Annotated in this window: 22 protein-coding genes and 1 pseudogene; 6 read left to right on the top strand and 17 right to left on the bottom strand. The window is 68.7% G+C overall.

Annotated features, from left to right (window positions below):
* Positions 1-64: 64 nt before the first annotated feature.
* The 4 genes and pseudogenes from EAD89_RS12010 to EAD89_RS11995 all read right to left on the bottom strand — a co-directional run bounded on the left by EAD89_RS12010 (position 65) and on the right by EAD89_RS11995 (position 3,530).
* Positions 65-1,441 carry a CoA transferase gene (locus tag EAD89_RS12010; protein WP_121675747.1) on the bottom strand — a complete coding sequence of 459 codons (1,377 nt, stop codon included), beginning with the start codon at positions 1,439-1,441 and terminating at the stop codon, positions 65-67.
* A 332-nt stretch (positions 1,442-1,773) separates the two neighbouring features.
* On the bottom strand, positions 1,774-2,478 hold the full coding sequence (locus tag EAD89_RS12005) for an MOSC domain-containing protein (protein ID WP_121675746.1): 705 nt from the start codon (positions 2,476-2,478) through the stop codon (positions 1,774-1,776).
* A 94-nt stretch (positions 2,479-2,572) separates the two neighbouring features.
* Positions 2,573-2,796, bottom strand: a pseudogene (locus tag EAD89_RS31020) (nitroreductase/quinone reductase family protein); the annotation flags it as partial.
* A 176-nt stretch (positions 2,797-2,972) separates the two neighbouring features.
* The gene (locus EAD89_RS11995; RefSeq protein ID WP_121675745.1) at positions 2,973-3,530 is read right to left on the bottom strand and encodes a dihydrofolate reductase family protein; all 558 of its coding nucleotides are present in this window, start codon (positions 3,528-3,530) and stop codon (positions 2,973-2,975) included.
* Positions 3,531-3,914: 384 nt separating this feature from the next.
* On the opposite strand from EAD89_RS11995, the gene EAD89_RS11990 reads away from it, so the two are divergent.
* Positions 3,915-4,865: an LD-carboxypeptidase gene (locus tag EAD89_RS11990; protein WP_199733486.1), complete on the top strand. Its 951-nt coding sequence runs from the start codon at positions 3,915-3,917 to the stop codon at positions 4,863-4,865.
* 198 nt (positions 4,866-5,063) lie between these two features.
* Here EAD89_RS11990 and EAD89_RS11985 read toward each other — a convergent pair whose 3' ends face one another.
* The 4 genes from EAD89_RS11985 to EAD89_RS11970 all read right to left on the bottom strand — a co-directional run bounded on the left by EAD89_RS11985 (position 5,064) and on the right by EAD89_RS11970 (position 8,942).
* On the bottom strand, positions 5,064-6,140 hold the full coding sequence (locus EAD89_RS11985) for a hypothetical protein (protein WP_121675743.1): 1,077 nt from the start codon (positions 6,138-6,140) through the stop codon (positions 5,064-5,066).
* Positions 6,137-6,721, bottom strand: coding sequence for a PadR family transcriptional regulator (locus tag EAD89_RS11980; RefSeq protein WP_121675742.1), 585 nt, complete (start codon positions 6,719-6,721; stop codon positions 6,137-6,139). Before EAD89_RS11980 ends, EAD89_RS11985 begins: the two co-directional genes overlap by 4 nt.
* A gap of 1,057 nt (positions 6,722-7,778) precedes the next feature.
* The gene (locus EAD89_RS11975; protein WP_121655088.1) at positions 7,779-7,991 is read right to left on the bottom strand and encodes a DUF1737 domain-containing protein; all 213 of its coding nucleotides are present in this window, start codon (positions 7,989-7,991) and stop codon (positions 7,779-7,781) included.
* A gap of 159 nt (positions 7,992-8,150) precedes the next feature.
* Positions 8,151-8,942, bottom strand: coding sequence for a helix-turn-helix domain-containing protein (locus EAD89_RS11970; RefSeq protein ID WP_121675741.1), 792 nt, complete (start codon positions 8,940-8,942; stop codon positions 8,151-8,153).
* Between the two features lie 251 nt (positions 8,943-9,193).
* Here EAD89_RS11970 and EAD89_RS11965 point away from each other — a divergent pair, with 251 nt between their 5' ends.
* Together EAD89_RS11965 and EAD89_RS11960 are read left to right on the top strand one after the other, a co-directional pair.
* Complete coding sequence (locus EAD89_RS11965; RefSeq protein ID WP_121675740.1) at positions 9,194-10,126, top strand: patatin family protein; 933 nt, start codon at positions 9,194-9,196, stop codon at positions 10,124-10,126.
* A 13-nt stretch (positions 10,127-10,139) separates the two neighbouring features.
* A complete protein-coding gene (locus tag EAD89_RS11960; RefSeq protein WP_233578543.1) occupies positions 10,140-11,018 on the top strand; it encodes an alpha/beta fold hydrolase in 879 nt (292 codons plus the stop codon).
* 191 nt (positions 11,019-11,209) lie between these two features.
* On the opposite strand, the gene EAD89_RS11955 is transcribed toward EAD89_RS11960, so the two are convergent.
* The 9 genes from EAD89_RS11955 to EAD89_RS11915 form a co-directional block, all read right to left on the bottom strand.
* Positions 11,210-11,716 carry a GNAT family N-acetyltransferase gene (locus EAD89_RS11955; protein WP_121675739.1) on the bottom strand — a complete coding sequence of 169 codons (507 nt, stop codon included), beginning with the start codon at positions 11,714-11,716 and terminating at the stop codon, positions 11,210-11,212.
* Positions 11,717-12,095: 379 nt separating this feature from the next.
* Complete coding sequence (locus EAD89_RS11950) at positions 12,096-12,749, bottom strand: Type 1 glutamine amidotransferase-like domain-containing protein (protein ID WP_121675738.1); 654 nt, start codon at positions 12,747-12,749, stop codon at positions 12,096-12,098.
* Positions 12,750-12,984: 235 nt separating this feature from the next.
* On the bottom strand, positions 12,985-13,704 hold the full coding sequence (locus EAD89_RS11945) for an SDR family oxidoreductase (protein ID WP_121675737.1): 720 nt from the start codon (positions 13,702-13,704) through the stop codon (positions 12,985-12,987).
* Positions 13,705-13,790: 86 nt separating this feature from the next.
* On the bottom strand, positions 13,791-14,768 hold the full coding sequence (locus tag EAD89_RS11940; RefSeq protein WP_121675736.1) for an ABC transporter permease subunit: 978 nt from the start codon (positions 14,766-14,768) through the stop codon (positions 13,791-13,793).
* Positions 14,765-15,664 carry an ABC transporter ATP-binding protein gene (locus EAD89_RS11935; RefSeq protein WP_121675735.1) on the bottom strand — a complete coding sequence of 300 codons (900 nt, stop codon included), beginning with the start codon at positions 15,662-15,664 and terminating at the stop codon, positions 14,765-14,767. Before EAD89_RS11935 ends, EAD89_RS11940 begins: the two co-directional genes overlap by 4 nt.
* A complete protein-coding gene (locus EAD89_RS11930) occupies positions 15,661-16,056 on the bottom strand; it encodes a GntR family transcriptional regulator (protein WP_121675734.1) in 396 nt (131 codons plus the stop codon). The genes EAD89_RS11935 and EAD89_RS11930 overlap by 4 nt, the downstream gene beginning before the upstream one ends.
* 91 nt (positions 16,057-16,147) lie before the next feature.
* Positions 16,148-17,437, bottom strand: coding sequence for a D-alanyl-D-alanine carboxypeptidase family protein (locus EAD89_RS11925; protein ID WP_121675733.1), 1,290 nt, complete (start codon positions 17,435-17,437; stop codon positions 16,148-16,150).
* Positions 17,438-17,548: 111 nt separating this feature from the next.
* Positions 17,549-18,457: a hypothetical protein gene (locus tag EAD89_RS11920; RefSeq protein WP_158610734.1), complete on the bottom strand. Its 909-nt coding sequence runs from the start codon at positions 18,455-18,457 to the stop codon at positions 17,549-17,551.
* A gap of 63 nt (positions 18,458-18,520) precedes the next feature.
* On the bottom strand, positions 18,521-19,090 hold the full coding sequence (locus EAD89_RS11915; RefSeq protein WP_121675731.1) for a hypothetical protein: 570 nt from the start codon (positions 19,088-19,090) through the stop codon (positions 18,521-18,523).
* A 127-nt stretch (positions 19,091-19,217) separates the two neighbouring features.
* Here EAD89_RS11915 and EAD89_RS11910 point away from each other — a divergent pair, with 127 nt between their 5' ends.
* The 3 genes from EAD89_RS11910 (at position 19,218) to EAD89_RS11900 (ending at position 22,460) form a co-directional block, all read left to right on the top strand.
* Positions 19,218-19,541, top strand: coding sequence for a helix-turn-helix transcriptional regulator (locus tag EAD89_RS11910; protein WP_199723445.1), 324 nt, complete (start codon positions 19,218-19,220; stop codon positions 19,539-19,541).
* The gene (locus EAD89_RS11905) at positions 19,538-20,017 is read left to right on the top strand and encodes an SRPBCC family protein (protein ID WP_121655097.1); all 480 of its coding nucleotides are present in this window, start codon (positions 19,538-19,540) and stop codon (positions 20,015-20,017) included. Before EAD89_RS11910 ends, EAD89_RS11905 begins: the two co-directional genes overlap by 4 nt.
* 331 nt (positions 20,018-20,348) lie before the next feature.
* The gene (locus EAD89_RS11900) at positions 20,349-22,460 is read left to right on the top strand and encodes a glycogen debranching N-terminal domain-containing protein (RefSeq protein ID WP_121675730.1); all 2,112 of its coding nucleotides are present in this window, start codon (positions 20,349-20,351) and stop codon (positions 22,458-22,460) included.
* Positions 22,461-22,556 lie beyond the last annotated feature (96 nt).

Here is a 22,556-nt window from a genome sequence, read left to right as displayed (position 1 = left end):
AATGGACCGACCTGGCCGGAGCTACGGCGTAGCTCGAGCCCTCTCGCAGGGTGACTGCGGGAGTTCAGTTCCAATCGGGCGGTGCTTGAGCGTAGGCGGGTGGTAGGTGAGGCCAGCTCAGCGGGCGGCCGTCGAGTTGACCTGGTGGGCTGATCGCGCTCCACCCGTTTCCGAGTGCTGTTCGGTAACTGTCGGCTTGGCGCTTCGGGTCATCGCCCGCGCTCTGCCTGGTTGGCGTGATGCCCTGGTCGAGCAGCCATCGTGCCGTCCTGGCGAGGGATACAGAGACGTGGGTGGCGTCGCCGGTGCGGGCGCGTCGACCCAAGGCGGCCAGTGCACCAGCAGCGATGAGGTAGCCGGTGGCGTGGTCGAGCAACTGACAGGGCAGCGCGCCGGGTTGGATTCCGTCGGTGCTGGTAGCCCAGCCGATGCCGGTGGCGATCTGCACCAGGCTGTCGAACCCGCGCCGTGTGCCCCAAGCTCCGTTTGTTCCCCACGCCGAGAGCGTGACGACGATGGTGCCTGGGTGCTGGTCCGCTACCTGGTCAGGGTCCAGACCGAGACGGCGCAGCGCTCCGGGCCGGTAGCCGGTCACGACAACGTCGGCCTGGTCGACGAGGCGATGCAGAGCGTGACGCCCGTTCTCCGTGCTGGCATCCAGGGTTGTGCTCGCCTTACCGATCACTCCGTCCACGGCATGCAGCGCCAACTCCGGGCGATGTGGATCGTCGACTCGTAGCACGTCGGCACCGAGCGCGCCCAGCATCCGGGTACCAACGGGGCCTGCGATGACTCGCGTCAAGTCGAGCACCTTCACCCCCGACGCCGGAAGCGGGCCCGGTTCGGCTGGCGGCAGCGAGCCACGGCTGAGCGGCACCATGCCCACGAGCGGCGACGTCACCACCGTGCTGCATCCGCTGTCGGCTTGCCACTGGGCCTGCCTGCGAGCCGCCACGGCCAACCCTCCCGCGCCGTACACGACACGCTCGACCTCCAACGCCGGGCGCGCGGCTATGGCGTCAGCCACCAACGCCTGAACTCCGGTGTCTCGACCGTCCGAAACACCGAGGGACGCCAGCAGAGCCGTCCGATGCCACGGATAGTTCGCGTGGGTGCGCACCCAACCGTCCGCAGCCCGCCACAACCGAGACAGTGGAGCGAAGCCGTCGATCCCTCGCCCGTCTGCGTCGCGGAGCCAGACCTCGCTGCGCATCGCCGCCGCCACATGCGCCGTGTCGAGCGCAATGTCAGGCCGCCGACCGGTTCGCGCAGAAGCCAGATCAGCGGCCGCCGCGAGACTGGCGGCCACGGACGCGATTGCGCACTCGGCAACCGCGAGCGGTGACGACAGCACCGCCGGCTGTGGATCTCCGGCCAGCCGGGGCCCGGCGATATCCACCAACCCCAGGTCTGCCAGTACGCCGTCCAACAGAGTCACCATCCGGACATCCTTTCCGACTCCTGCTGGCCCGGAATGACCTGCTGGGGGTGCCGTTGCTCACCCGCCGGCGGGAGCAGGAGGAGCGCCCTTCACGGGACGCCGCTCCTGATGGCGTCTTGACGTCGGCGTAGTCGGGATGTCGATCGTGGTGAGGTGGCCTTTGCCGATGGCATGTACGAGGGATCGCCCGTGGGGAATCAGCCGGTCGATGCGTGCCGGCAGTCGCACGCAAGCGGCGATCTCCCCTGCCCGGTACCACGCGACCACCTCCAGTTCGTATGGGTCGCGCGTGCTCAGCGGCAGTTGCGGATGTCGCGGCGCTCCTTCTCGACCTACGCCCAGGAACACACATGGCCGGCGGCGACCCGGCCTGGCCGCTCGACCGTGGCGAAAACCCCGAAGGTCAGTTCGTGGTACTCAGCGAGGGTCTTGAGCAGGTCGTTCCGCTCGCCCGGCCGATCCTGTGCCATGTCGATCATCACGCACCGAGTGAGCGGCCGGACCGGCCGCAGGACGACGTCCGGGCCAACCTGCAGCCGGCGCCCCGGCCAGCCGTCCTCCGGGAAGCCGCTGCCGGGAACATCGATCAGAAGGTTGGCCCGGAACCGCAGCGGGTCGACGTCCATGCCGCCAGGTTCGCCGCCGCTGAGCTCCGTCAGCCGGCGCAGCGCAGCCGTCGTGATGACGCTGACCGGCCCCTCATCGTGGTGCAGGACCGCTTCCTCCGGGGCGAGCGTCACTGTCCGGCCGAGCACCTCACTGACGGCGCGGTGCCCGACCGGATCGTCAGCCGCGAAGCGACGACCGTCGGGCAACTCCACGATCGGAGCCCGGTCCGTCGCGTACGCCTGAAGCTGGAACAGGCCCGGCATCCGCCGGAACCTGCGGGTGTTCTTGCCGCTGCCGAGCTTGCCGTCCAGGTCGCGCACCGCCCACAGCCGGTCGCCGGCCAAGCCCCGCTCACCTACGTCGGCAAGCGGCACCGCCTCACCGAGCATCGACTTGATCGGGTACCGGCGGATCTCGGCGACTCTCACACGCCGAGAGTAGGTCCCGGGAGTTCCGACGTATGAGCTCGTCCGCCCAACTCAGACTCGGACAGCCGGATCGTTGACCAACTGCCCTTGCGCCACGTTTCGACTCGTTCCCGGCGGCCACTCTGGCGACCAACTCGACTTGTCCGTACCGATCTCCGCTTGGGCCTGCGGGTGAGCGAGCGGGTTGTAGTACCAGTCGGGACTGGTGGGCGCACCGCCCTTGGACGCGAACACGGCGTAGCCGCCGTCGACCTTCTGGCACATCACCAGGTTCACGTGAGGCTGGCCGCTCTCGGCGCCGACCGGGTGCAACAGCAGAAATTGTCCCAACCGGGGCGTGACACTGCGATCCCCTGCGCCGCTGGTGACATCCGCGTAGCCCTCGACCGGCTCTTCGAAGACGTACTCGCCTTCGAAGAGTCGTTCGGCGCTGCGCGGCGAGCGCGAGAGGACACCGTGCTGCCGGTGAGCTGACGGCGATGGACATCTGTGATTCAGCGCGCGCGGCGGTAGTGCATGGCCACCGCGCCGTTGCGGAGCGGCTCCGCCGAGAGCAGCTCGAGCCGGCGTGTGCCGGGCAGCCCGCCCTGGTACAGCGTCGGGCCGTGGCCGGCGATCCTGGGATGGACGAGCATCTTGTACTCGTCGATCAGGTCCAGCCGGTCGAGCTCGGTCGCGAGCTTGCCGCTTCCGAGGAGGACCCCGGCCGGGGTCGCGTCCTTGAGATTCTGCACGCCCTCGCGCAGATCGCCGGCGATGTGGTGGCTGTTGGTCCACGGGAAGTCCTTGCGCGTCGACGACACCACGTACTTGGGTTTGGCCTCTAGCGTGACCGCCCACTCGCGCATTGCCGGCGGCGCCTCCTGGTCGCCGCGCGCGACGGCCGGCCAGTGGCTCTCCATCATCTCGTAGGTGACGCGACCCCACAGCATTGCCCCGCACTCGTCCAGAAGACGGGTGTAACGGGCGTGCGTCTCATCGTCGGCGATCCCCTCCTGGTGGTCGACGCAACCGTCCAGGGTGAGGTTGTAGCTGAAGGTGAGGAGACCCATAGCCGGCGAGTCTAGCGCCACGACACGGTGTCGCGGCCTGTGCGGACGTAGCGTCGGCGAGCTCGAGATTCACGCGCCTCGTCTCGTTGAGGTCGTCGGTCTGGACGAGCCTGCGCTCGCTCGCGGACGTCGCCAGCTCGACCTCGGCGACGATGCGATGAACGCCAGCCCACCCGGAGCGGCAGGTCCGGACGGTGCGCTGGGCCTGCTGTGCGGCCGATCGGTAGATGGGTGGCGACTTTCGGGAGCGGAAGTCACCGCCGTTGACGGTGTCGTAGAACGGCCGGTGCACCGTGTTGGTAGCGGTGTCCGGATACTGGATCGGTGAACGGTTCTGCGCTACCGGAGTTGCTTCGACCTCGTGCCCTGGCACCCGGAGATCTCGTGGTCATCGCGTCGTTGTCCGCGCCGCTGCATGCCGCTTACGAGCCCGATCTCGAGCAGGCGGTCATCGTGCTCGAGGGGATGGGATTCCGTGTGCGACGGGCACCGCTGCTCGAAGCAGGGCGGCACCACTGGTGGAGCGCGGCTACGCCGGCGGAGATCGCCAGGGAATTCAATGCTCTTCTGCGCGATCCTGAGGTGCGGGCCATCATCGCGCACGACGGTGGCCAGACGGCGCTCGGTTACCTCGACCTGATCGACGTCGAGGCGATCGCGGCCGACCCCAAGCCGATCCTTGGCTACAGCGACATCTCGCTGCTGCATCTGGTGCTCTATGCGCGCACGGGCCTGGTCGGATTCCATGCCGACCTGGCGACTCCTGGTCTCGGCGGCGCGTGGCAAACTGCGCCCGCAGCGCGCAGAGCGGAACTTGAGAAGCTCTACTCGGCGCTGCTGACCAGCCCGGAGCCGATCGGTGCGCTGCCGGCCAGCCCCTCGTGGGAGTGCTGGCGTCCTGGTCGCGCCGAAGGTCTCCTCGTCGGCGGGGTGATCAATCGCATTGTGCTGATGCAAGCGACGCGTTACGCGCTGCCGCTGGAATGGTTCGACGGCGCGGTGCTGTTCTGGGAGGAGACGGGCGGCCTGGCATCGTATGTATGGAGCTATCTACAGGTGCTGCGGCACTCCGGCGTCCTCGACCGGATCGCCGGCATGGTCGTGGGCGTGCCGCATGCGATCGACGGACTCGGAGCCCCGGACGTGTCCCCGACCCTGCGCGAGATCGTCCTCGACGTTCTCGGCGACCGCGACATCCCGGTCCTGGGCAACGTCGAGTTCGGACATGCCGGCCCGAATCTGCCGATGCCGGTCGGCATCCGCGTCGCCCTCGATGCGCAACAACGGACACTGTCGCTGCTCGAACCCGTGGTACGGGCCACTCCGCTGGGCTAGCCGATGATTGCCCCGAGCTTCCGGTCACGGCATCGAACGGGGGTTTCGAAACATCCTCAACTCGGCACGTCTGGATGCCCCGTCCCGTGCCGGCCGACCACGCTCCGTGACGCTCGGTCCGCGGCATGTGCGGGCGTTGATCGGCGTACCGGGTCGACCCGACGTGAGCGGGTGATAGCGCGTCGGTGCGTCGGCACTTCAGACCGATGCGGCGCGGGCCAAATAGTGGACATTGGCCCGCCTGCTGCGTTTCGGTTCGCCGCGCTCAGGGATGGCTGTAACGGGCACCTGGCCAGTGCTGCGGACGATGTCTCGGTAGACGGCGAGAGCGGGCTTGGGCCGGTAGGTGTCGGTGACGATGCCCAGTGTCCCGGTGGGTTCCGTGGAACTGCTGTCGGCGTCCCTGAGGCTGAAGAGTTCGTAATGGGTGATGTTCAGAGACTCCTGTTCGGTGAGGATGACGCCGAGCATGTCCGACAGTGAGTCGCACTGTGCCTGCTCGGTGCGCGGTGACCCGCTCGGGGTGCCGTTCTCCACGATGTGGATGGGAGTGCTGGGTGGGATGTGCGCGCGAGGCAGCGACCCGCTCCGCAAGTGGTGCAGGGCGTGGGTGGTGAGGGATGCGGTGTCTCCCGGGTTTCCCCGCGGGGCGACGGGAGAGAAGGCGTCGGGGTACAGGCCCAGGCCGACGTAGTCGACGTGGGCCGCGAAGTCCTGGTACGCGACCGAGGAGAGGTACGACCAGAACGGCTCGTCGCCGCCCAACCATTCCGCTGGTTCGGCGACGGAGAAGCCGATCCGCACGTGTTGGAGACCCTGCCGGTCCAGTGCGGCGCGTGCGTGCGGAATGCCGAGGGTCAGGGCTTCGAGCACGCCAGGTGCGCTTCCGTCGATGAGCGGAATGGGGAAGTTCGGCTCAAGGGTCACCTGGAGGTACCGCGTCAGGTGACCGTAGCGGTCGATGACAGTGTCGAGGAAGGTCAGCCATCCGGAGAGGTCGGCGGCCCGGGGGATGTAGCTGACCACGAGGTCCAGCTCGCGGTTTCCCTCGACGTACCACTGGTCGGGCATCGTGAGGTGAGCGAGTTCGTGTTCGGCGCCGAATGAGGCGACGATGTCCGGTGGTGCCGCGTCGCCGAAGAAGTGCACGTACTCGCGGATGACGAAGGGGCGACCGCCCGGAAGGTCGTCGACGAGGTGGCGGATCGCGGCGACATCGGGTGGCCGGGAGCAGACCGTGCCGGCCCGCCCGCCCGGATAGATACCGAACTTCACGCTTCTGCACTCCCCTGTTGGTCGGTTTGCTGCGTTGGCCAGCCGATTTCGTGTGACCGGATCCGCCGCACCAGGGTCCTGATCCAGGTGACCTCGGCGGCGACGACGGTGCGCCAGTAGTCGACTTCGAGCATGTGCACTTCGAGTACGTCGCCCTCGGGTAGCCCCGAAAGGGCATCCAGTTCCTGGTCGAGTCGGTCGGCGCGACCATCCAGGATGGACGACGCCTGGTCGACCGAAAGAACTCCGACGTAGGCGACCGCCATGACGAAGTCCACGGACGCGGCCGGGGTGTCGCGCACCCCGGCCTCGACCTTGCGGCGAAAGTCGGCGAGACCTGCGGCAGTCAACTGATAGGCCGTACGTGGTGGCCGGTTGCCCACCCGCTCGGGAGGCCGGGAGGAGACCAGGCCCGTCTTCTCGAGCGCCTTCAGCAGGGACGTGACAGTGCTGCGGGTGACCGAGAGGTGCCCGTATCGCTCGCGTAGGCGTGTCGTGACGTCGTAGCCATGCGCCGGCTGCTCGACGAGGAGTCCGAGTATCGGCAACACCAGACTGTTGCGTGACGCGTTCAGAGGCACCCAGCCAACCTATAGGCGTATACGTCTAACGGCAAGACCGAGCCGGGCACCCGAGACAATGGCCAGATTGCGCATCGCTACCGCACCGCCCCGGCTCGACGCCCGCACATCGACATGTCCGCGCAGGTCAAGCGCACCGCAGGGCGATCGCACAACTCCAGTAGCACGTCCACACGGTCTTCGCCGCCGCTGTCCAGTACCCGGTACATGTAGGTAGATGTCGATGACCTGGACCAAGTCGGGCAGGTTCGAGGGGCGGGGCCGGCATCAGAGTGGGCCGCGGCATGGGCGCGCACTGGTACGTGCATCAGATCCTCTGGGGCACCTGTCCGCCGTTGGTCGCGTCAACCAACGTCTACGGCGTCATCGAGGCGCGAACATAGGGAATGATGACGCCATGAGGCGGGGCAGTTGGCCATTGATCGGACTCGTCGCGGGTGCGGTAACCGGCGGGCTGTGGGGCTGGTTCGGCGGTGGCAGCTATGAAGCCATCGATTCCGCCGTCGGCACGAGTTTACTGTGCGCCCTGGCCGGAGTTCTGATCGGTGCCATCGCTTACACCGTGGGCGAGCGCCGAGATCGGAAGCGTCGCTGACGACGTCGGTGGTGGACTAGTCCACCGACTCGACCCTGCCGGCCGACGCTGACGGGGCAACCAGGTTCAGCGGGTGGCCCCAGAGCATGGGCCCTCCACCGCGCTTTCGGGGTTGCCCGTGGACGAGTATCTGATCGTTGTCGAGAACGCGCCCCGGTTGCTGTCGAGCAGTGCCGAGGATCAGCACACGCTGTTCCGGATCCAGTCGCGAGCCGTTCAGTACTGGGTGAGCCCCTCGGCCAGCCAGACGGCAAGGGCATCCCGTTCAGGGTGCTGCTGCTGTGCGACCGCGACGAGGAGGCGGCGCTGTCGCGGCAGGAGATCGCCTGGCAGTCCGTAACATGCGGTAAAAATCGTCGATACTCGCGACCGCCGCCTGCCATCCGCCGATCGGCAGCGTCGGGCGCTGTCGTTGGCCGCCACGTAACGTGAGGCTCGGTAGGCGGCCAGAAACGTCCGCCCCTACCTGGGGCTGCCCTCGGCCGGCTCCGGCCCGGCGACGTTCGGCAGGACCAACGCTTGAGCGGCGATGACGCGTTCCCCGTTGAAGGTCAGCGCCGGTGAGCCGTGAAGCCGGTAGCCCTGGTCGAGAAGGCCGCTGACGCGGGCGCAGAAGTCAGCGTCATCGGGCCCGGTGATGAGCCGGTAGCCGAGCGGCTCAGAATGATCTGACACCGTCGCATTGTGCCGCCCGGTCGTGCCTGAGCAACAGTCGTCGCCACCAGCGCGTCGTGCTCACGCGCGACCAGCGGCAGATCCGGTTGTGTGATCTCGGGCTAATGCCGCTGTTCGATCGTGGAGTGCAGGCTCGCGGGCGTTCACCTCGAAGTCGACCTAGGGGTGGCGGCGCAGGATGGTCTCGGTTTGCTGGTCGGCAGGGAAGAACAGCTCGATTGACAGGTCGGACAGGGTGACGTCCATCGGCGTCCCGAATGTGCTCAGAAGGCTGAACATCGATAGTTCCTCACCGTCGAGCTCCAGCCGCCAGGACAGGACCGGGTCGTCCGCTTCGTCCGAGGAAAGGTGGCCCCAGGTGTGGCGTTCCGGGATGGCGGGCCAGGTCGCGATCTCGTCGGCGAGTGCTAGAAGGCGGGGGTCTTGGGTCCGCACGACGGCCCGGTCGAGCCGGCGCAGCAGGTAGGCGGACCATTGCGGGAAGTTTCGGGTACGACCGGCGAGTCCGGCAGGGTGCAGGGCGATACGGAAAATGTTGGTCGGCACGCCCTGCACGTCCTCAGGGATGCCGGCAACCAGTCGGCGCGCAGCGTGGTTGCTCAGCTGCACATTCCACTGCCGGTCGATTGCGAGGCCGGGGAACGGGTCGTGCGTGTCCAGGAGCGCTTGCACCGAGGCCCGGATGCGGGAGAGCGCCGGCCCGGTGAGCGGCGTCTCCGGATAGCGGGGAGCGTATCCGGCCGCCAGCAGCCAGTCGTTGCGCTCCCGCAGCGGCAGGTCCAGGTGCTCGGCGATCCTCATCAGCAAGCCGACACTCGGCTTCGACTTGCCCAGTTCGACGAAGCTCAGGTGGCGGGGCGAGATGCCGATCTCGTGCGCCAGGTCCATCTGGCTGCGCCGGGCCAGTCCCCGTTGCCGGCGGATCAGATGTCCGACGTTCGCAGCTGTCACGAGACGTCACGATAATCGGGCGACACGCGTCGAAACGAGTACCTGCCAGGTATTCGCATCTGCGTCCCCCGGGCGGGCAGGATGGCAACACCCCGAACCGCGGGTGCAACCGAGAATGCCCCTCTTCGACACCACGGACGGCTCCCGGCCTGCAAATACGGAAGCGGGTGCCGCCGGGTGTCGCGCAGTCGCATTCGCCCGGGCCTGGGCACTTATCGAAAGAATCGGCATCAACAAGAAAAGGTGCAACGGTGACCGCCACTGTCCTTCAGCTGCTACGTGACCGCATGCAACAAGCAAGCATTCCCGGACGACGCGGCGACGACGCGCGCCTGGTACTACTGGTCGAAGGCGGCAGCTCCCGTGGCGCCTACTCGAGTGGCATGACCATCGCCATCGAACAACTCGGGCTGCTACCACTGTTCGACGCCGTCTACGGCAGCTCCGCGGGGGCGCTGAATGCAGCGTGGCTGCTGTGCGGTCGCGCCGCAAGCAGCAAGCACGCCTGGTGGGATCCGATCATCATGCGGACGACCATCAACCCAAGGCGGGTACTGCGCGGACTGCCAATCGTGGACACTCGTTTCCTTGTCCACACCGTGTACACCGAAATCTTGCCGATGGGGTTCCAGGAGATCCTGGACAGCGCGGTTGAATTCCACCCGATCGCCACAGACGCGCTCACGGGCCAGGCCATCGATTTGCACGAGCAGATCCGTGACCGATCCAGCCTGCAGGCCGCGCTGCGTGCGTCGACTGCAATGCCGCTTCTCGCAGGCGAGCCGATCGAGATCGGCGGGCGACCGTTCGTTGACGCCGGGCTGAGCGAGGCGGTCCCGGTACGGACAGCACTCGCTCAGAAGGCCACCCATATCGTTGCGCTACGTACTCGACGCACGGACGAGATCGCGTCAGCGCCGTCCCGCGCCGAACGCCTGGTGATGTCGCGATGGTTCGCCCAACGCGCACCGGGAGCCACCGAGACGTGGCTGCGCCGCGAAGCCATCAGAGCGGAGGAAGAGCGGCTTCTGGCGTCGCACCCCTCGACCTTGCAGATCCGCCCACCGATCGGCAGCGCGAAGATCGGCCGTACCGAGCGACGCCCACACCTGCTTCGCGCGGCCGTCGACACAGGCCGGCAAGCGGCACTGAACGAGCTGACATCCATCGAATGTGTTCTATGATGCTACGCCCGAGGTGACCGCAATCCCCGAGGAGATCCGCACGCTCGACGCGGCAGTTGGCACCGGCAGGACCGTCGCGTTGCCCAGCGGGCGGGTCGCCTACACCGAGCGCGGCCTCGGCCCGCCCATCGTGTTCGTGCATGGTCTGCTGGTCAACGCCAACCTCTGGCGCAACGTCGTGCCGGTCATCTCGGGTGCGGGCTTTCGCTGCATCGCGCCGGATTGGCCGCTCGGCGCGCACCAGGTGCCCATGCCGGCCGACGCTGACCTGACGCCCTCCGGGGTCGCCACGCTGATCGCGGAGTTCCTCGACGCGCTTGACCTGACTGACGTCACCGTGGTCGCCAACGACACCGGCGGCGCCCTCACCCAGATCCTGATGGCCAACCATCCGGAGCGGCTCGGCCGTGTGGTGCTCACCCCGTGTGACGCGTTCGAGGACTTCCTGCCCGAGCCGTTCACCTCGCTGCCCGAACTGGTTCGGCTGCCCGGTGCGGTCTGGCTGGCCAGCCGACTGCTCCGGCTGCCGGTGGTGCAGCGCCGGCCGTCTGCGTTCGGCTGGCTGGCCAAGCGCGGCATCCCCGCAGAGATCATGGACTCCTACATACGGCCAAGCTACGACAGCCGGCAGATTCGCAGGGACGCCAGGCGGTTCATCGTTGGTGCGCACAACAGGTACACGCTGGCCGCTGCCCAGTCGCTGACCGGATTCAGCAAGCCGGTGTTGTTGGTCCGCGCGCAGGACGATCGGATCTTTCCTGCCGGGCTCTTCGAACGACTCGCGGCAACCCTGCCCGACGCCCGACTGGTCACGGTCGCCGATTCGTATACCTTCGTGTCAGAGGATCAGCCGTCCGAACTGGCCCGGCTGGTCGTGGAGTTCGCGGCATGAAGACGTTGAGGTGTCGCGGCGTCAGCAGGACCCGCCCAAGGCGATCAGGGCGACGCTGATCGCCAGTAAGCGGCGGCTGTTCGCCGCGCACGACTAGACCGTGTTCCGGCCAACCGCCTACCGGAGACCTCGCTACATCTCGGACATCGACAAGCTCGTACTCGCCGGCTTGATTCGGCCTGAGCCGACCATCACTCGGCTTCGACCTCGGTGCGATAGGCAGTCAAGCCGCGTCGCTGATAGTTGCGTAGCGCATTCGGATGGTCCAACGAGCATGTGTGCAGCCAAACCCTGCGTACAGCCGGAGAATCCACGGCCTCGCTGTCCCAGGCATGCCGGATGGCCAGCGTCAGCGCATGGCCACCGAGCCCCCTCCCGACATATTCGGGCAACAGCCCGAAGGTGGTGATCTCCACATCACCGTCCGGCTGGGGTTCCAAATTTGCAACCCCCACAGTCTCGTCCTTCAGTGCGATGAGCCAGTACTGGCGCAGCGGACGACACCGCATCAGCTCCTGCCACTCTTCGTTCGTGCGGGACGCACTCCGCCACCCGTAGGGGGCGCCGACTTGAGCATTGGTGGCACGCACGAACGGCAGGCCACCGTCAACGCGCCGTAGGAAAAGCTCCGGCACCACCTTCCCAGGTCGCAGGTCCTTGGCGTTGTTCATCTCCAGGTAGGTGACAACCTTTGCCATCCCGGCAGGCTACCCATCGTTCCGAGCAGGCCCAACACGAGCAAGCTGCTGTAGCTATCCGCGGTACGGCTTTCGACCTGCTCGCCCTCTTCACCCAGAGGCGATGCCGCAAACCGCGTTGCTCGTGCTGCGGCACGAGGTCGGGCGACCGGGCGAGAGACCGCACCCTTCACCCTTCTCGATTCGGCCCGCGGACCGCCACCCCATTCGTCACGCTGACCGCGACCAACGGACCATGCCGTCAGGGCAGTCAGCTTCGTGACCCCCGGGATCCACTCTGCGGCACGTCCGGCCGCCCGAGCGGCAGGCGGCAACCGTCAGTGGCGCGCGGTTGGCGGCATGAGCGGTGCTTCGTCACGCCGGTCACCGTTGGCCGCGGCTACGCGGGGAACCGCTTCCAGTGCCCCTCGGAGACGACCTCGACGGTGCCGTCGGTCACCTTGATGGCCGTCTGGTCGTCGATTGCGTACGCCGGACCCGCGATCTCGGCCGCCCATTTCTCGGCACCAGCCATGGTGTTGTCCGGCTCGAGACCCAGGTGCGGGAAGATCGAGAAGTCGACGACTCCCAGTGTGCGGTCGTCGGGCGCGGACTGCCACTCGACGAAGTCCGCGCCGATCCGGGGGGTCAGCACCATGCTCCCAGCACTCAACCCCACCCAGACGGTGTCCCGCAGCGACGGCAGGAGGTCCGCCAGCCCGGACTGCCGCATCCAGTGGCACAGGTACGTCGCATCGCCGCCGGCCACGAGCATGACGTCAGCCTCCCGGACCCAGGGGACCCACCGCTGCTCGCCGATGCTGGGCAGCGCTGTCAGCTCGAGGACGCCCAGCGACTTCCAGCCCAGGCCGCACATGGGTAGCGGCGTCTGACCGGTGATGAAGCGCCAGGCCGATGCCGGCCCGCCCATGGGGTGGACCGCCGTAGGGATGCACAGGGCACTGGATTCGGCGATCGGCTTGCCCAGCAGGTCGACCAGCGCATCGCGGATGCTCGTGTTCTGGACGCCTGCCGACGTGAGAAGAAGCTTCACGCTTGCCTCCTGTACGTAGCGCTCATGACGCTCTCCTTGAGAGTCGGGAGATCGGGTGTACAGGAATACAGACTGGACGCCGCTACGAAACTCATCGCCGTTGCGACCCCTCAATCCCCCCACAGGCACCTCGACAGATCCGCGCACCTCACCTCGGTTCAGACGGTGACAGTCTCAAGGGCGGATCTCTGCCGAGGGCCCCCGACCGGGCTCGGGCTGCTTCGCGCGGTGAGGGTCAGGGTGTGGACGCCCGCCGAACCTGCTCGAAGTGGAACTCGCGAATGAAGCAGTCCCGTGGTTGGCCGACCGCGAAAAGCGCGCAGTCGACGACCGATCGCGCGGTGAGGTCGCTGTTTGCCTGTCGGGGCCCGTCCTGAACGAAGTCCGGCGGAAACAGTGAGATCACCCGGATCCCTTCTGGCCGGAGCCGGTGCGACAGGATCTCAGCGAGTCCGGCGTGGGCATGCTTAGCGGCGTAGAACGCCGGATGTGCACCCGAGCGGCGGTGCCCCACCTCGCCGCATGCGGAGATCATGTTGACGATGTCGGGCCGCAGAGATGCCCGTAGCAGCGGCAGTAGATGTTTGGTCACCAACATGGTGCCGGTCCCGCCCGCATCCATCACGCTTTCGATCTTGTCGTCCGAGACGTCTCCCAGGTCGTCACCGTCGATGTATGGGGCACCATTGTTGATCAGCACATCGAGGTGCTTCGTCCGTTCGGCCACGGCGGCGGCGAACGCGCGCACCGACTCCGGTACGGCGAGGTCGCAGTGAAATGAATCAGCCCGACCTGGCCCCCGCTGGCTGATCGCATCCGCAACATGTTCGGCCGCAGCCAGGTCGCGGGCCGAGAGGAAGATCTGTGCACCGCGCTCGGCGAAGGCTTCGGCCAGTAGTCGTCCGGTGTCACGTGCGGCACCGGTGATGGCGACGCGCAGGCCGTCAAGATTCATGGCCGAAGTGAAGCATCTGAACTCTGGTTGAGGTCAACCGATCGGGACCCGCCGGGTCCCAGTGTTGTGGGCCAGGTGATCGGGCACTAGATCACACGGCGCCGTACCCGCCATACCACCACACCGATCAGGATCGCCGCGACGGCGACGAACAGGGCCGCCTCGATGAGCTGGAACGTCCAGAACCGGTCGGCCGGGTGGTAGACCCCGAACTGCTGGATGCCCCGCGCGTGCAGGAACTGGTTGAGGTTGGTGCCGGCCCGGTTGGCGGCGCCCTCCAGCTCGTGGTACTCGGTCGAGCTCAGCCTGCGCCCGGTGGCGTCTGCGTAGCCGTGCTCGATCGTCCAGTCGGCGAAGCCGGCCACGGGCCGGTGCCCCGCCTGGTCCTTCGAGCCGCCGACGGGGACCGGCTCCATGGCGGTGAGCGGTGTGGCGTACGCGGGACGGGCCAACAGCGCCACCGACATCCGGGCGGCGAGGAACGCCCCGAACGCGACACCGAACGCGGGCAGGCTGCGCCGCAGGATCGCCCCGGCGGCGGTGGCGACGCCGAACGCGAACAGCGCGTACGCCACCGGAACAAGTCCCTCCAGGTCGAAGGCGTCGTACTGGAACCGCCCTTCCCACGCGTCGAATGGCTGACGGAACCAGGTGAGCACCGCGGTGAACAGCGCGGTGAGCGTGACGGTGACGCCGGCGAGTGCCGCGAGCTTGGCGGCCAGCCAGCGCATCCGCGGCACGGCCTGCGTCCAGGCGAGCTGCCAGGTGCCGCCCTCCAGTTCACGCGCGAGCAGCGGCGCACCGAGGAACGCACCGATGACGACGGGGACCAGATAGAAGGCCGCCAGGAGGTTCTCGACGTACCCGTACTCCTCGTCGAGCCGGCGGAAGGAGGCCGCGCAGCCCTCGTTGATGCCGGCCTCTCCCGCACACCGGGTGGGACCGCCGGGGAACAGGTCGTGGGCCTGCGTCCCGAGCACGAGCAGGGCGATGCCGAACATGCCGACAAGCAGACCCAGGACGCAGACCTCGGTCCGGTGCTGGCGCCAGATCAACCAGGTCATGCCGCCACCGCCGAAGGGGCCGCGGCGCTCGGCTCGGACGGCCGGCGCAGGTACGCCAGCACCAGGTCCTCCAGCGCGACCGGCTGGGGCTGCCACCCGGGCGCGGCGGGGATCCCGCCGTCGCGTACCAGCAGGGTCGTGTGCCGGTCGCTGTGGACGGCCTCCACGACAGTGCCGGCCCGGTCGAGGTCGGTGGCCGTGCGAGGGCCGACGAGCAGCCGGTGCTCGGCGAGGAGGGTGTCGATGTCACCGGTGAGCGTGACCCGGCCGTGGTTGAGCACGATCAGGTGGTCGCAGACGCGCTCCAGCTCGTGCACGAGGTGGGAGGAGAACAGGACGGTCACCCCGCCTTCGGCGACCGCGCCCATGAGGACCTGGAGGAACTCGTGCCGGGCCAGCGGATCGAGGCTGGCCACCGGCTCGTCGAGGACGAGCAGGTCCGGTCGCTTCGCCAGGGCCAGGGCCAACGCGACCTGGGCCTGCTGCCCGCCGGAGAGCGTACCGGTTCTGCGGTCGAGTGGGATGCCCAGCTTCGCCAGCCGGCGTTCGGCCAGCCCCTGGTCGAACCGCAGGTTGCAGGCCCGGCCGAAGCGGAGCATCTCGGCGACGGTGAAGCGCTTGTACAGCGGGTGGTCCTGGGCCAGGAACCCGACCCGGGACAGAGTGTGCGGGGTGCTGACCGTGACGCCGTGGCCGAGGACCTCCACGGTGCCGGTGCTCGGTGCCAGCAACCCGACGACCAGGCGCAGCAGCGTGGTCTTGCCCGCGCCGTTCGGTCCGACCAGGGCGATCACGCCGCCCGCAGGCAGGGCCAGGGTGCAGTCGCGCAGCGCCCAGCCCTTCCGGTATCGCTTGCCCACACCGTCGGTGCGCAGCGCGAACTCGGTCTCTGTCACGCCACGTCCTCATTCCTGGTCTGCTGGTGGACGGAAGCAAAAAGCGCGTTGACCGCCTGCTCGTCGAGGCCGGCGGCGTAGGCGCGGCGCAGCCAGGTCGCCAGGCCGCGGCCCAGCGACGTGTACGTCGATGCCGACATCGCGGCCGACTGCTGTTCATTGACGAACGTGCCCTGACCGGGCCGGCCGGTGACCAGGTTCTCCTGCTCCATCTGCCGGTACGCCTTGGCGACGGTGTTCGGATTGATCGCCAGGTCCTCGACCACCTCGCGGATGAGCGGGAGGCGGTCGCCGGGTTGGAGGAAGCCCAGCAGCACTGCCTGGCGGACCTGCTGGACGAGTTGCAGGTACGGCGGCACGCCGGAGTGGGTGTCGAGCCGGAAGACGAACACGGTAGCCCCTTACTGCTTTACTAGTGGCATAGTAAAGCAGCACGTTGGCGGTCAAGACAGCCGGCGCGCCCGCACGACCGCGGCACCACGATCAGCGGTGGTGGCGGATGCGTTCCCAGGTGCTCGGCGGTTCCATCGCCGCCCCGGTGCGTAGCGCCGTGGCGACCGGCTCGCCGTCACCAACCGTGGCGGTGAGCTGGCCGTGTTCCGCGCCGGCGGCGATCCGCGACGACAGCGCGGGGATCTGCGCGTCGAGCCGTACCGGCAGGCCCGGCCAGCCGACGACCTCGATCTTCCCGGCGGCGTTGATGGTGCTTCCGGAGTCGAGCGGGCCGCGCACGGTGGCAACCTGCTCGCCGGGCTCGACGAGCGTGTGGACCCTGAGCGCGGCCGCTGTCGAGCGCAGCAACGACCGGGTCGCCGCGAAGACCCGATCCAGCTGGACCGGGGTGTTCGCGCCGGGCTGGCCCAGGACGGCGCCGACGATGCTGACCGTGCGGCCGCCCACGGTGACCACCGCCGCGAAGACGAGACAGCCGCCGGCCTCGTCGGTGGAGCCGGTCTTGATTCCCACCACCCCGTCGCGGCCGACCAGCTCGTTGTAGTTCTGCACCGTGCCGGCCACCGGTATGGTCGCCTGCTTCTGCTTGACGATCTCGGCGAATGCCGGCAGTGCCATCGCCCTGCTCGCCAGAATCACCTGGTCGCGCGCCGTGCTCATGGTGTCGGGGTCGAGTCCGGACGGGTCCGTGTAGTGGGTGTCGGACATGCCGAGGTCGTCCGCGACAGCGTTCATCTTCTCGACGAAGGCGGCGACGCTGCCGGAGTCCCAGGCCGCGAGGATGCGCGCCATGTTGTTCGCCGAGGGCAGGAGCACCGCCTGCAACGCCTGCCGTTCGGTGATCACCTCGCCGGCCCGCACCTCGACGAGCGACTCGCCGCGTGCCTGCTCCGCCGGGTACGCGGCCGCCTGCTCGGCGCTGACCGTCAGCTCCGGCCCCTGCTCGCCGACGTCCAGCGGGTGCTCGGTGAGGATGACGTAGGCCGTCATCACCTTCGTCACGCTCGCGATCGGCACGGGCTCCGACCCGCCGAAGGCGCCGAGCGTCCCCAGCCCGTCCACCGAGATCATCGCCTGACCCGAACGCGGCCAGGGCAGTCGCGGCGCCGCGCCGGGGATGGTCATCGACGCCGGCAGGGTCAGCTCGACCGTCGGGGCCGGCAGCGGGTTGCGCAGCGGCGCGACGGCGTACAGCCCGCCGCCGATGAGCAGCAGCAGGACCAGCAGGCCACCCAGCACCCACGGCGAACGACGCCGGGCTGGCGGCGCCGGTGGCAGCTGCCCGAGATCCTCGGTCGGCGATGTCGTCGGACCATCCATCGTGTTACCTCCCCCGAGATGGAATCCCGGAGGTTAACAGTCCTGGTCATGGCCGAGGCGGGCCGTGTCCGGGAGTCACCCGTGCGGGTGGCTGCCTTTGTCGCCGGCTCCTCAGCGCGTGGCGCCGCCCGGTCGACCCGGGCCGGCCCCGGAGCGCCGATGACCGACGCGGGGAGCCCGTACCACCGAGGAGTTGCCGGCTCCCGGCCGGAAACTGCGCGCCGCGCTGGCCACCGTGTCGTCGGGGTCACGCCCGAGGGCCTCCCGGATCCGCGACGGGACGATCTCGGATTTCGCCATCGCCAGTCGGACCTGCGCCGAACGGTCGTCGACCAGGCGCTCCAGATCCGCCTCGTCCAGCTCGACCGCCCGAACGAGCGCGGCGCGGACGTCGACCACGGGATCCTGGGCGAGGACGCTGCGCTGCGCCGCGGTGGTCCGCGGATTGCGGGCAACCCCCTTGCGTACGCGCGCGGTGCGATCGGCCATCAGGGCGGTGATCACGTCCGGGTCGTGGGTGGCGGTGGCGAGTCGTTCCCGTACCTCGGGTGAGACGTCGTTGATCAGCCTGGCGGCCAGCTCCGGCTCCAGCCCCTGCGTCTCCGCGAGCAGGCCGCGAAGCTCCTTGTCGGGCGCCGCCGCCATCACCTGGCGAACCGACTCGTCACAGGCCGGGTTGCCGGCGACCGCCCAGCGGACCCACCGGTCGGCGTCCTTGACGAGCCGCAGGAGATTGCCGACCGAGGTCGAGGAGTTTCTCGCCACGGCCTCCCGGACCTGACGATCCGGGTCCCGGGTCAGCGTTCGCAACGCCTGCGCGGGTGCGTCGGTGCGGGACGCGACCGCCTTACGAACCACCGTCGACGGGTCGGACGCCAGGTCGATGAGGGTCATCTGTGACGTTGCGGGGTCCTGCGCGAGGGCGAGCCGTGCGTCCGCGCCGACCTCGCCCGCAGGGTGGTTGGTGGTGCCTGACCCGCTCTGACGGTCGGGCCCGCCGACGTCCTGCTGCTTCCCCATGAGCGCAATCATGTCACGGGCCGACTGGGGGCAGCGCGAGCGTGACCAGCCGTCGATGACGGATCACCGCCGCCGGCGCCGGACCGCGACGACACCCGCCAACCCGGCGCCGACCAGCACGCCGAGGGGTGCCAGGACGGAGGCGGCCAGCCCCGCCAGTGCCTTCGAACGCGGGTCGTGGAAACGGGGAGGATCACCGATCGACAGCGACGCGGTCCCCTGCCCGCTCGAAGCCGTGCAGGTCACCGTGTACGTGCCGGTCGGCCTGGCGGCAATCGTCAGCACCGCGCGCCAGCGTTCGCCGTCCGCCTCCAGAGAGAGATCGTCGAGGCGCGCCGACACCGCGTGCCACTCCCCAAGCCCCTGGTCCTCCGCCCGCGAGGGTGCGCAGTCCACACCTGGTGCGTCCGGGCCGCTGACCTTGGCCCACACCATCTTTCCGCCCTCGGGAAGGTGCATCGTGACCGGTTGCCCGGACGTGACCCGCTGTCCGAGGTCACCTCCGAACGGAACCAGGAACAGCACCGCGACGGCGGCGAGCACACCGCCGGCGGCGATCAGCGCCGCGACGGCGTACCAGATTCGACGGGGCCGGAGCGGATCGACGGAGACGGCGCCCGGGGCAGGATTCATGGAGGCATGATCGCCGGTTGCCGATGGCCGTGCCATCCCCTTCGCGGGCGGGCAGCGGCGGCACCAGCCCGGGTTCTGCCCGCTCTGCGCCTTGACTCGTGCATTGGTAAGTCGTAGCTTACCGTTCGTGGCTACTTACCGAGCTGGTGATGGTTGGGACGCGCTGGGAGACCCCACCAGGCGCGCCATCGTCGCGTGCCTGGCCGAACGGCCCCGGGCCGTCGGCGAGCTCGCCGACGAGTTGCCGATCAGCCGACCGGCGGTGTCCCAGCATCTGAAGGTGCTCAAGGACGCCGGGCTGGTCACCGACCGCGCGGCGGGCGCGCGGCGGGTCTATCGGCTCAATCCGGCGGGCGTGGCCGCGCTGCGAGATCAGCTGGAGACGTTCTGGAACCGGGCACTGGACAGCTATCAGGACGTCGTCGAAGAACCGACCGAGGAGGAGCAATGACCCAGGCAACCGACGTGGTGATCCGACAGATCGTCGTCGAGGCGTCGATCGCGCGAGCCTTCGCCGTGTTCACCGAGCGGTTCGGCGACTTCAAGCCGCCCGAGCACAATCTGCTCGGCGCACCGATCGCCGAGACCGTGTTCGAACCGAAGGTCGGCGGTCACATCTACGACCGGGCCGCCGACGGCAGCGAATGCCGCTGGGCGCGCGTGCTCGCCTACGAACCGCCGAACCGGGTCGTGTTCAGCTGGGACATCAGCCCGCAGTGGCAGGTCGAGACCGAGCCGGACAACACCAGCGAGGTCGAGGTCCGGTTCGTCGCCGAGACCCCGCAGCGCACCAGGGTCGAACTTGAGCACCGCCACATCGACCGGCACGGCCCCGGGTGGCAGGCCGTCAGCGACGGCGTCTCCCACGACGAAGGGTGGCCGCTGTACCTCGCGCGCTACGCCGCGCTGGTCACGCAGGACAGCTGAGCGGGCCGGATGATCCGTAGCCGGCCGCCGTCGCCGAGGCGCGGCTGAGTCTCGCAGGAGCGGACCGACTGGCCGGTTGTCGCCGCGATCCCGGCCGAACCGGCCAGTCGGCTCCGTACCGCCCATCGCGGCGTTCGACACCCGGATTCGCGCAACCGCCAGTCGCGGCGAACGCGGCGGGATGAGTTGCGTGTGACCGGGAACCCGGTGCGCTGACATCAGGCGGCGGTCTCGGCGGGCAGCGGCCGCGGCCGGCACGCATCGACAACCTGAGGAGGTGTGGGTGACCGCGACATCACGGCGGCCGACGCCTGCGGATCCCCGGCCGGACATGTCCGTGAGACACGGGGTGTCCAGCGGCGCCTCTCGAGACCTGCCTCCCGAGTTGGGGCCCGACGCGGTCGGTGTGCTGGAAGGCCGGACGTTCATGTTCTCCGACGCCGCGGGGAACGTGCCGAAGGGCTCGATCGGCGGTCTCGTCCATGACGACACCCGGTTCCTCAACCAGTGGGTGCTGACGATCGACGACGCCCCACTGCTGGTGCTCTCCTCCGGGACCGTCGACGCCTACTCGGCGGCGTTCTTCCTGGCGAACGGCGACCTGCCCCACCTGCCCGCGAATCGGGTCGGCGTGCGCCGGCAGCGCTTCGTGGGCGACGGCCTCTACGAGCGCGTCGAACTGCGCTACTTCGGCACCGAGCCGACCTCGATCCAACTGCGCCTGGCCGTCGGGACCGACTTCGCCGACCTGTTCGAGATCAAGGGGTCCGGTCGTGACCGCACCCCGGACATCATCCGCCAGGACGGGCCGGACGGCTCGGCACTCGGATTCCACTACCGCAACGGCAGCTACGCCGCCTCGGTGAGCGTCGAGGCCGACCCACCGGCCGACCTGATCGAGGGCGATGCCCTGGTGTGGAACCTGCGCCTCGAACGGGGACAGCAGTGGGGCTGTGAGTTGAGTGTGCCGCTGCGGTGCGGCGGTGAGGACCGCCGACCCGTGGTACGCGGGTTCGGCGAGGCCTTCGATCATGGGCCGGAGGACCCGTCGACGCGATGGGGCACGGAGAAGCCGCGTCTGCACGCGGAGACGGATCTGCTGCGCGACGTCTACCACCGGTCGGCGATCGATCTGGTGTCCATGCGGCTCGAGAAGACCATCGCCGGCGAACCCGTTGTCCTCCTGTCCGCGGGTCTGCCGTGGTTCCTGACCGCCTTCGGCCGCGACACGCTGATCACCGCCTACCAGACCATGACCTGCGGCTCGGAGGTTGCCCGGGGAGCGCTGATCGTGCTGGCCCGGCATCAGGCCACCGTGTTCGACGACTTCACCGACCAGGAGCCGGGCAAGATCTTCCACGAGTACCGCTCGGGTGAGCTCAGCCGGCTCGGTATCAAGCCCTACCGTCCCTACTACGGCGGCGCCGACACCACGGCGCTCTGGCTGATCCTGCTGTCCGAGTACTGGCGCTGGACGCGGGACGCCACGCTGGTGCGCCGGTTGCGCGGCAACGCCGAGGCCGCGCTGCGGTGGATCGACCACCACGGCGACCGCGACGGCGACGGCTACGTCGAGTACGCCACCCGCTCCACCCAGGGCCTGGGCAACCAGTGCTGGCGGGACTCACCCGACGGTGTGCAGTACGCCGACGGGACGATTCCGGTTCTGCCGATCGCGACCTGCGAGACGCAGGGCTACACCTACGACGCGAAACTGCGCGTGGCGGAACTCGCCGACGGGCCGTGGGACGACCCGGCGCTGGCCCGGCGCCTCCGCGCCGAGGCCGCGCAGCTGCGCGAGAGGTTCAACCGGGACTACTGGATCCCCGAGCGGGGCGGCTACTACGCCATCGGCCTGGACGGCGACAAGCGGCCCATCGACTCGATGACCTCCAACATGGGTCACCTGCTGTGGAGCGGCATCGTCCCCGACGATCGCGCCGGTCAGCTCGCGCGACACCTCATGTCTCCGGAGATGTTCTCGGGATGGGGCGTCCGCACCCTGTCGACTCTCGACGTCGGCTACAACCCGATCGGCTATCACGTCGGCACGGTCTGGCCGCACGACAACTCCATCATCGCGGCGGGGCTGGCCCGTTACGGCTACCGGGAGGAAGCGAACCGGATCGCGATGGCGATGCTGGAGGCCTCGCAGCACTCCGACCACCGGCTGCCCGAGGCGTTCTCCGGCTACGACCGGTCCTTCGGTCGTCAGCCCGTGCCGTACCCCACCGCCTGCAACCCGCAGGCCTGGGCCAGCGGGGCACCGTTGCTGTTCCTGCGCACCATGCTCGGCCTCGAACCGGGCGAGGACCACCTCCTGGCCGACGCCCACGTCCCCGTCGAACTCGGACGGGTCGGCCTGCACGGCGTGCCGGTGGCCGGCCGGCGGTGGAGTGTCGACGCCACCGGTTCCGATTTCCGCATCTCGTCCGTCGACTAGGCCGCATACGGCAGCACGGAATACGCCAGCATCGACACCGCCGCCACCACCGAGAGAGTGCGCTGCCCGCCGGCCGCAAAATCCGACGACATCGGC

This window comes from Micromonospora sp. BL4 (assembly GCF_003667505.1).
Lineage (GTDB): Bacteria > Actinomycetota > Actinomycetes > Mycobacteriales > Micromonosporaceae > Micromonospora.
Note: the sequence above shows the minus strand (reverse complement) of the source record. Positions and strands in the feature narration are given on the sequence as shown.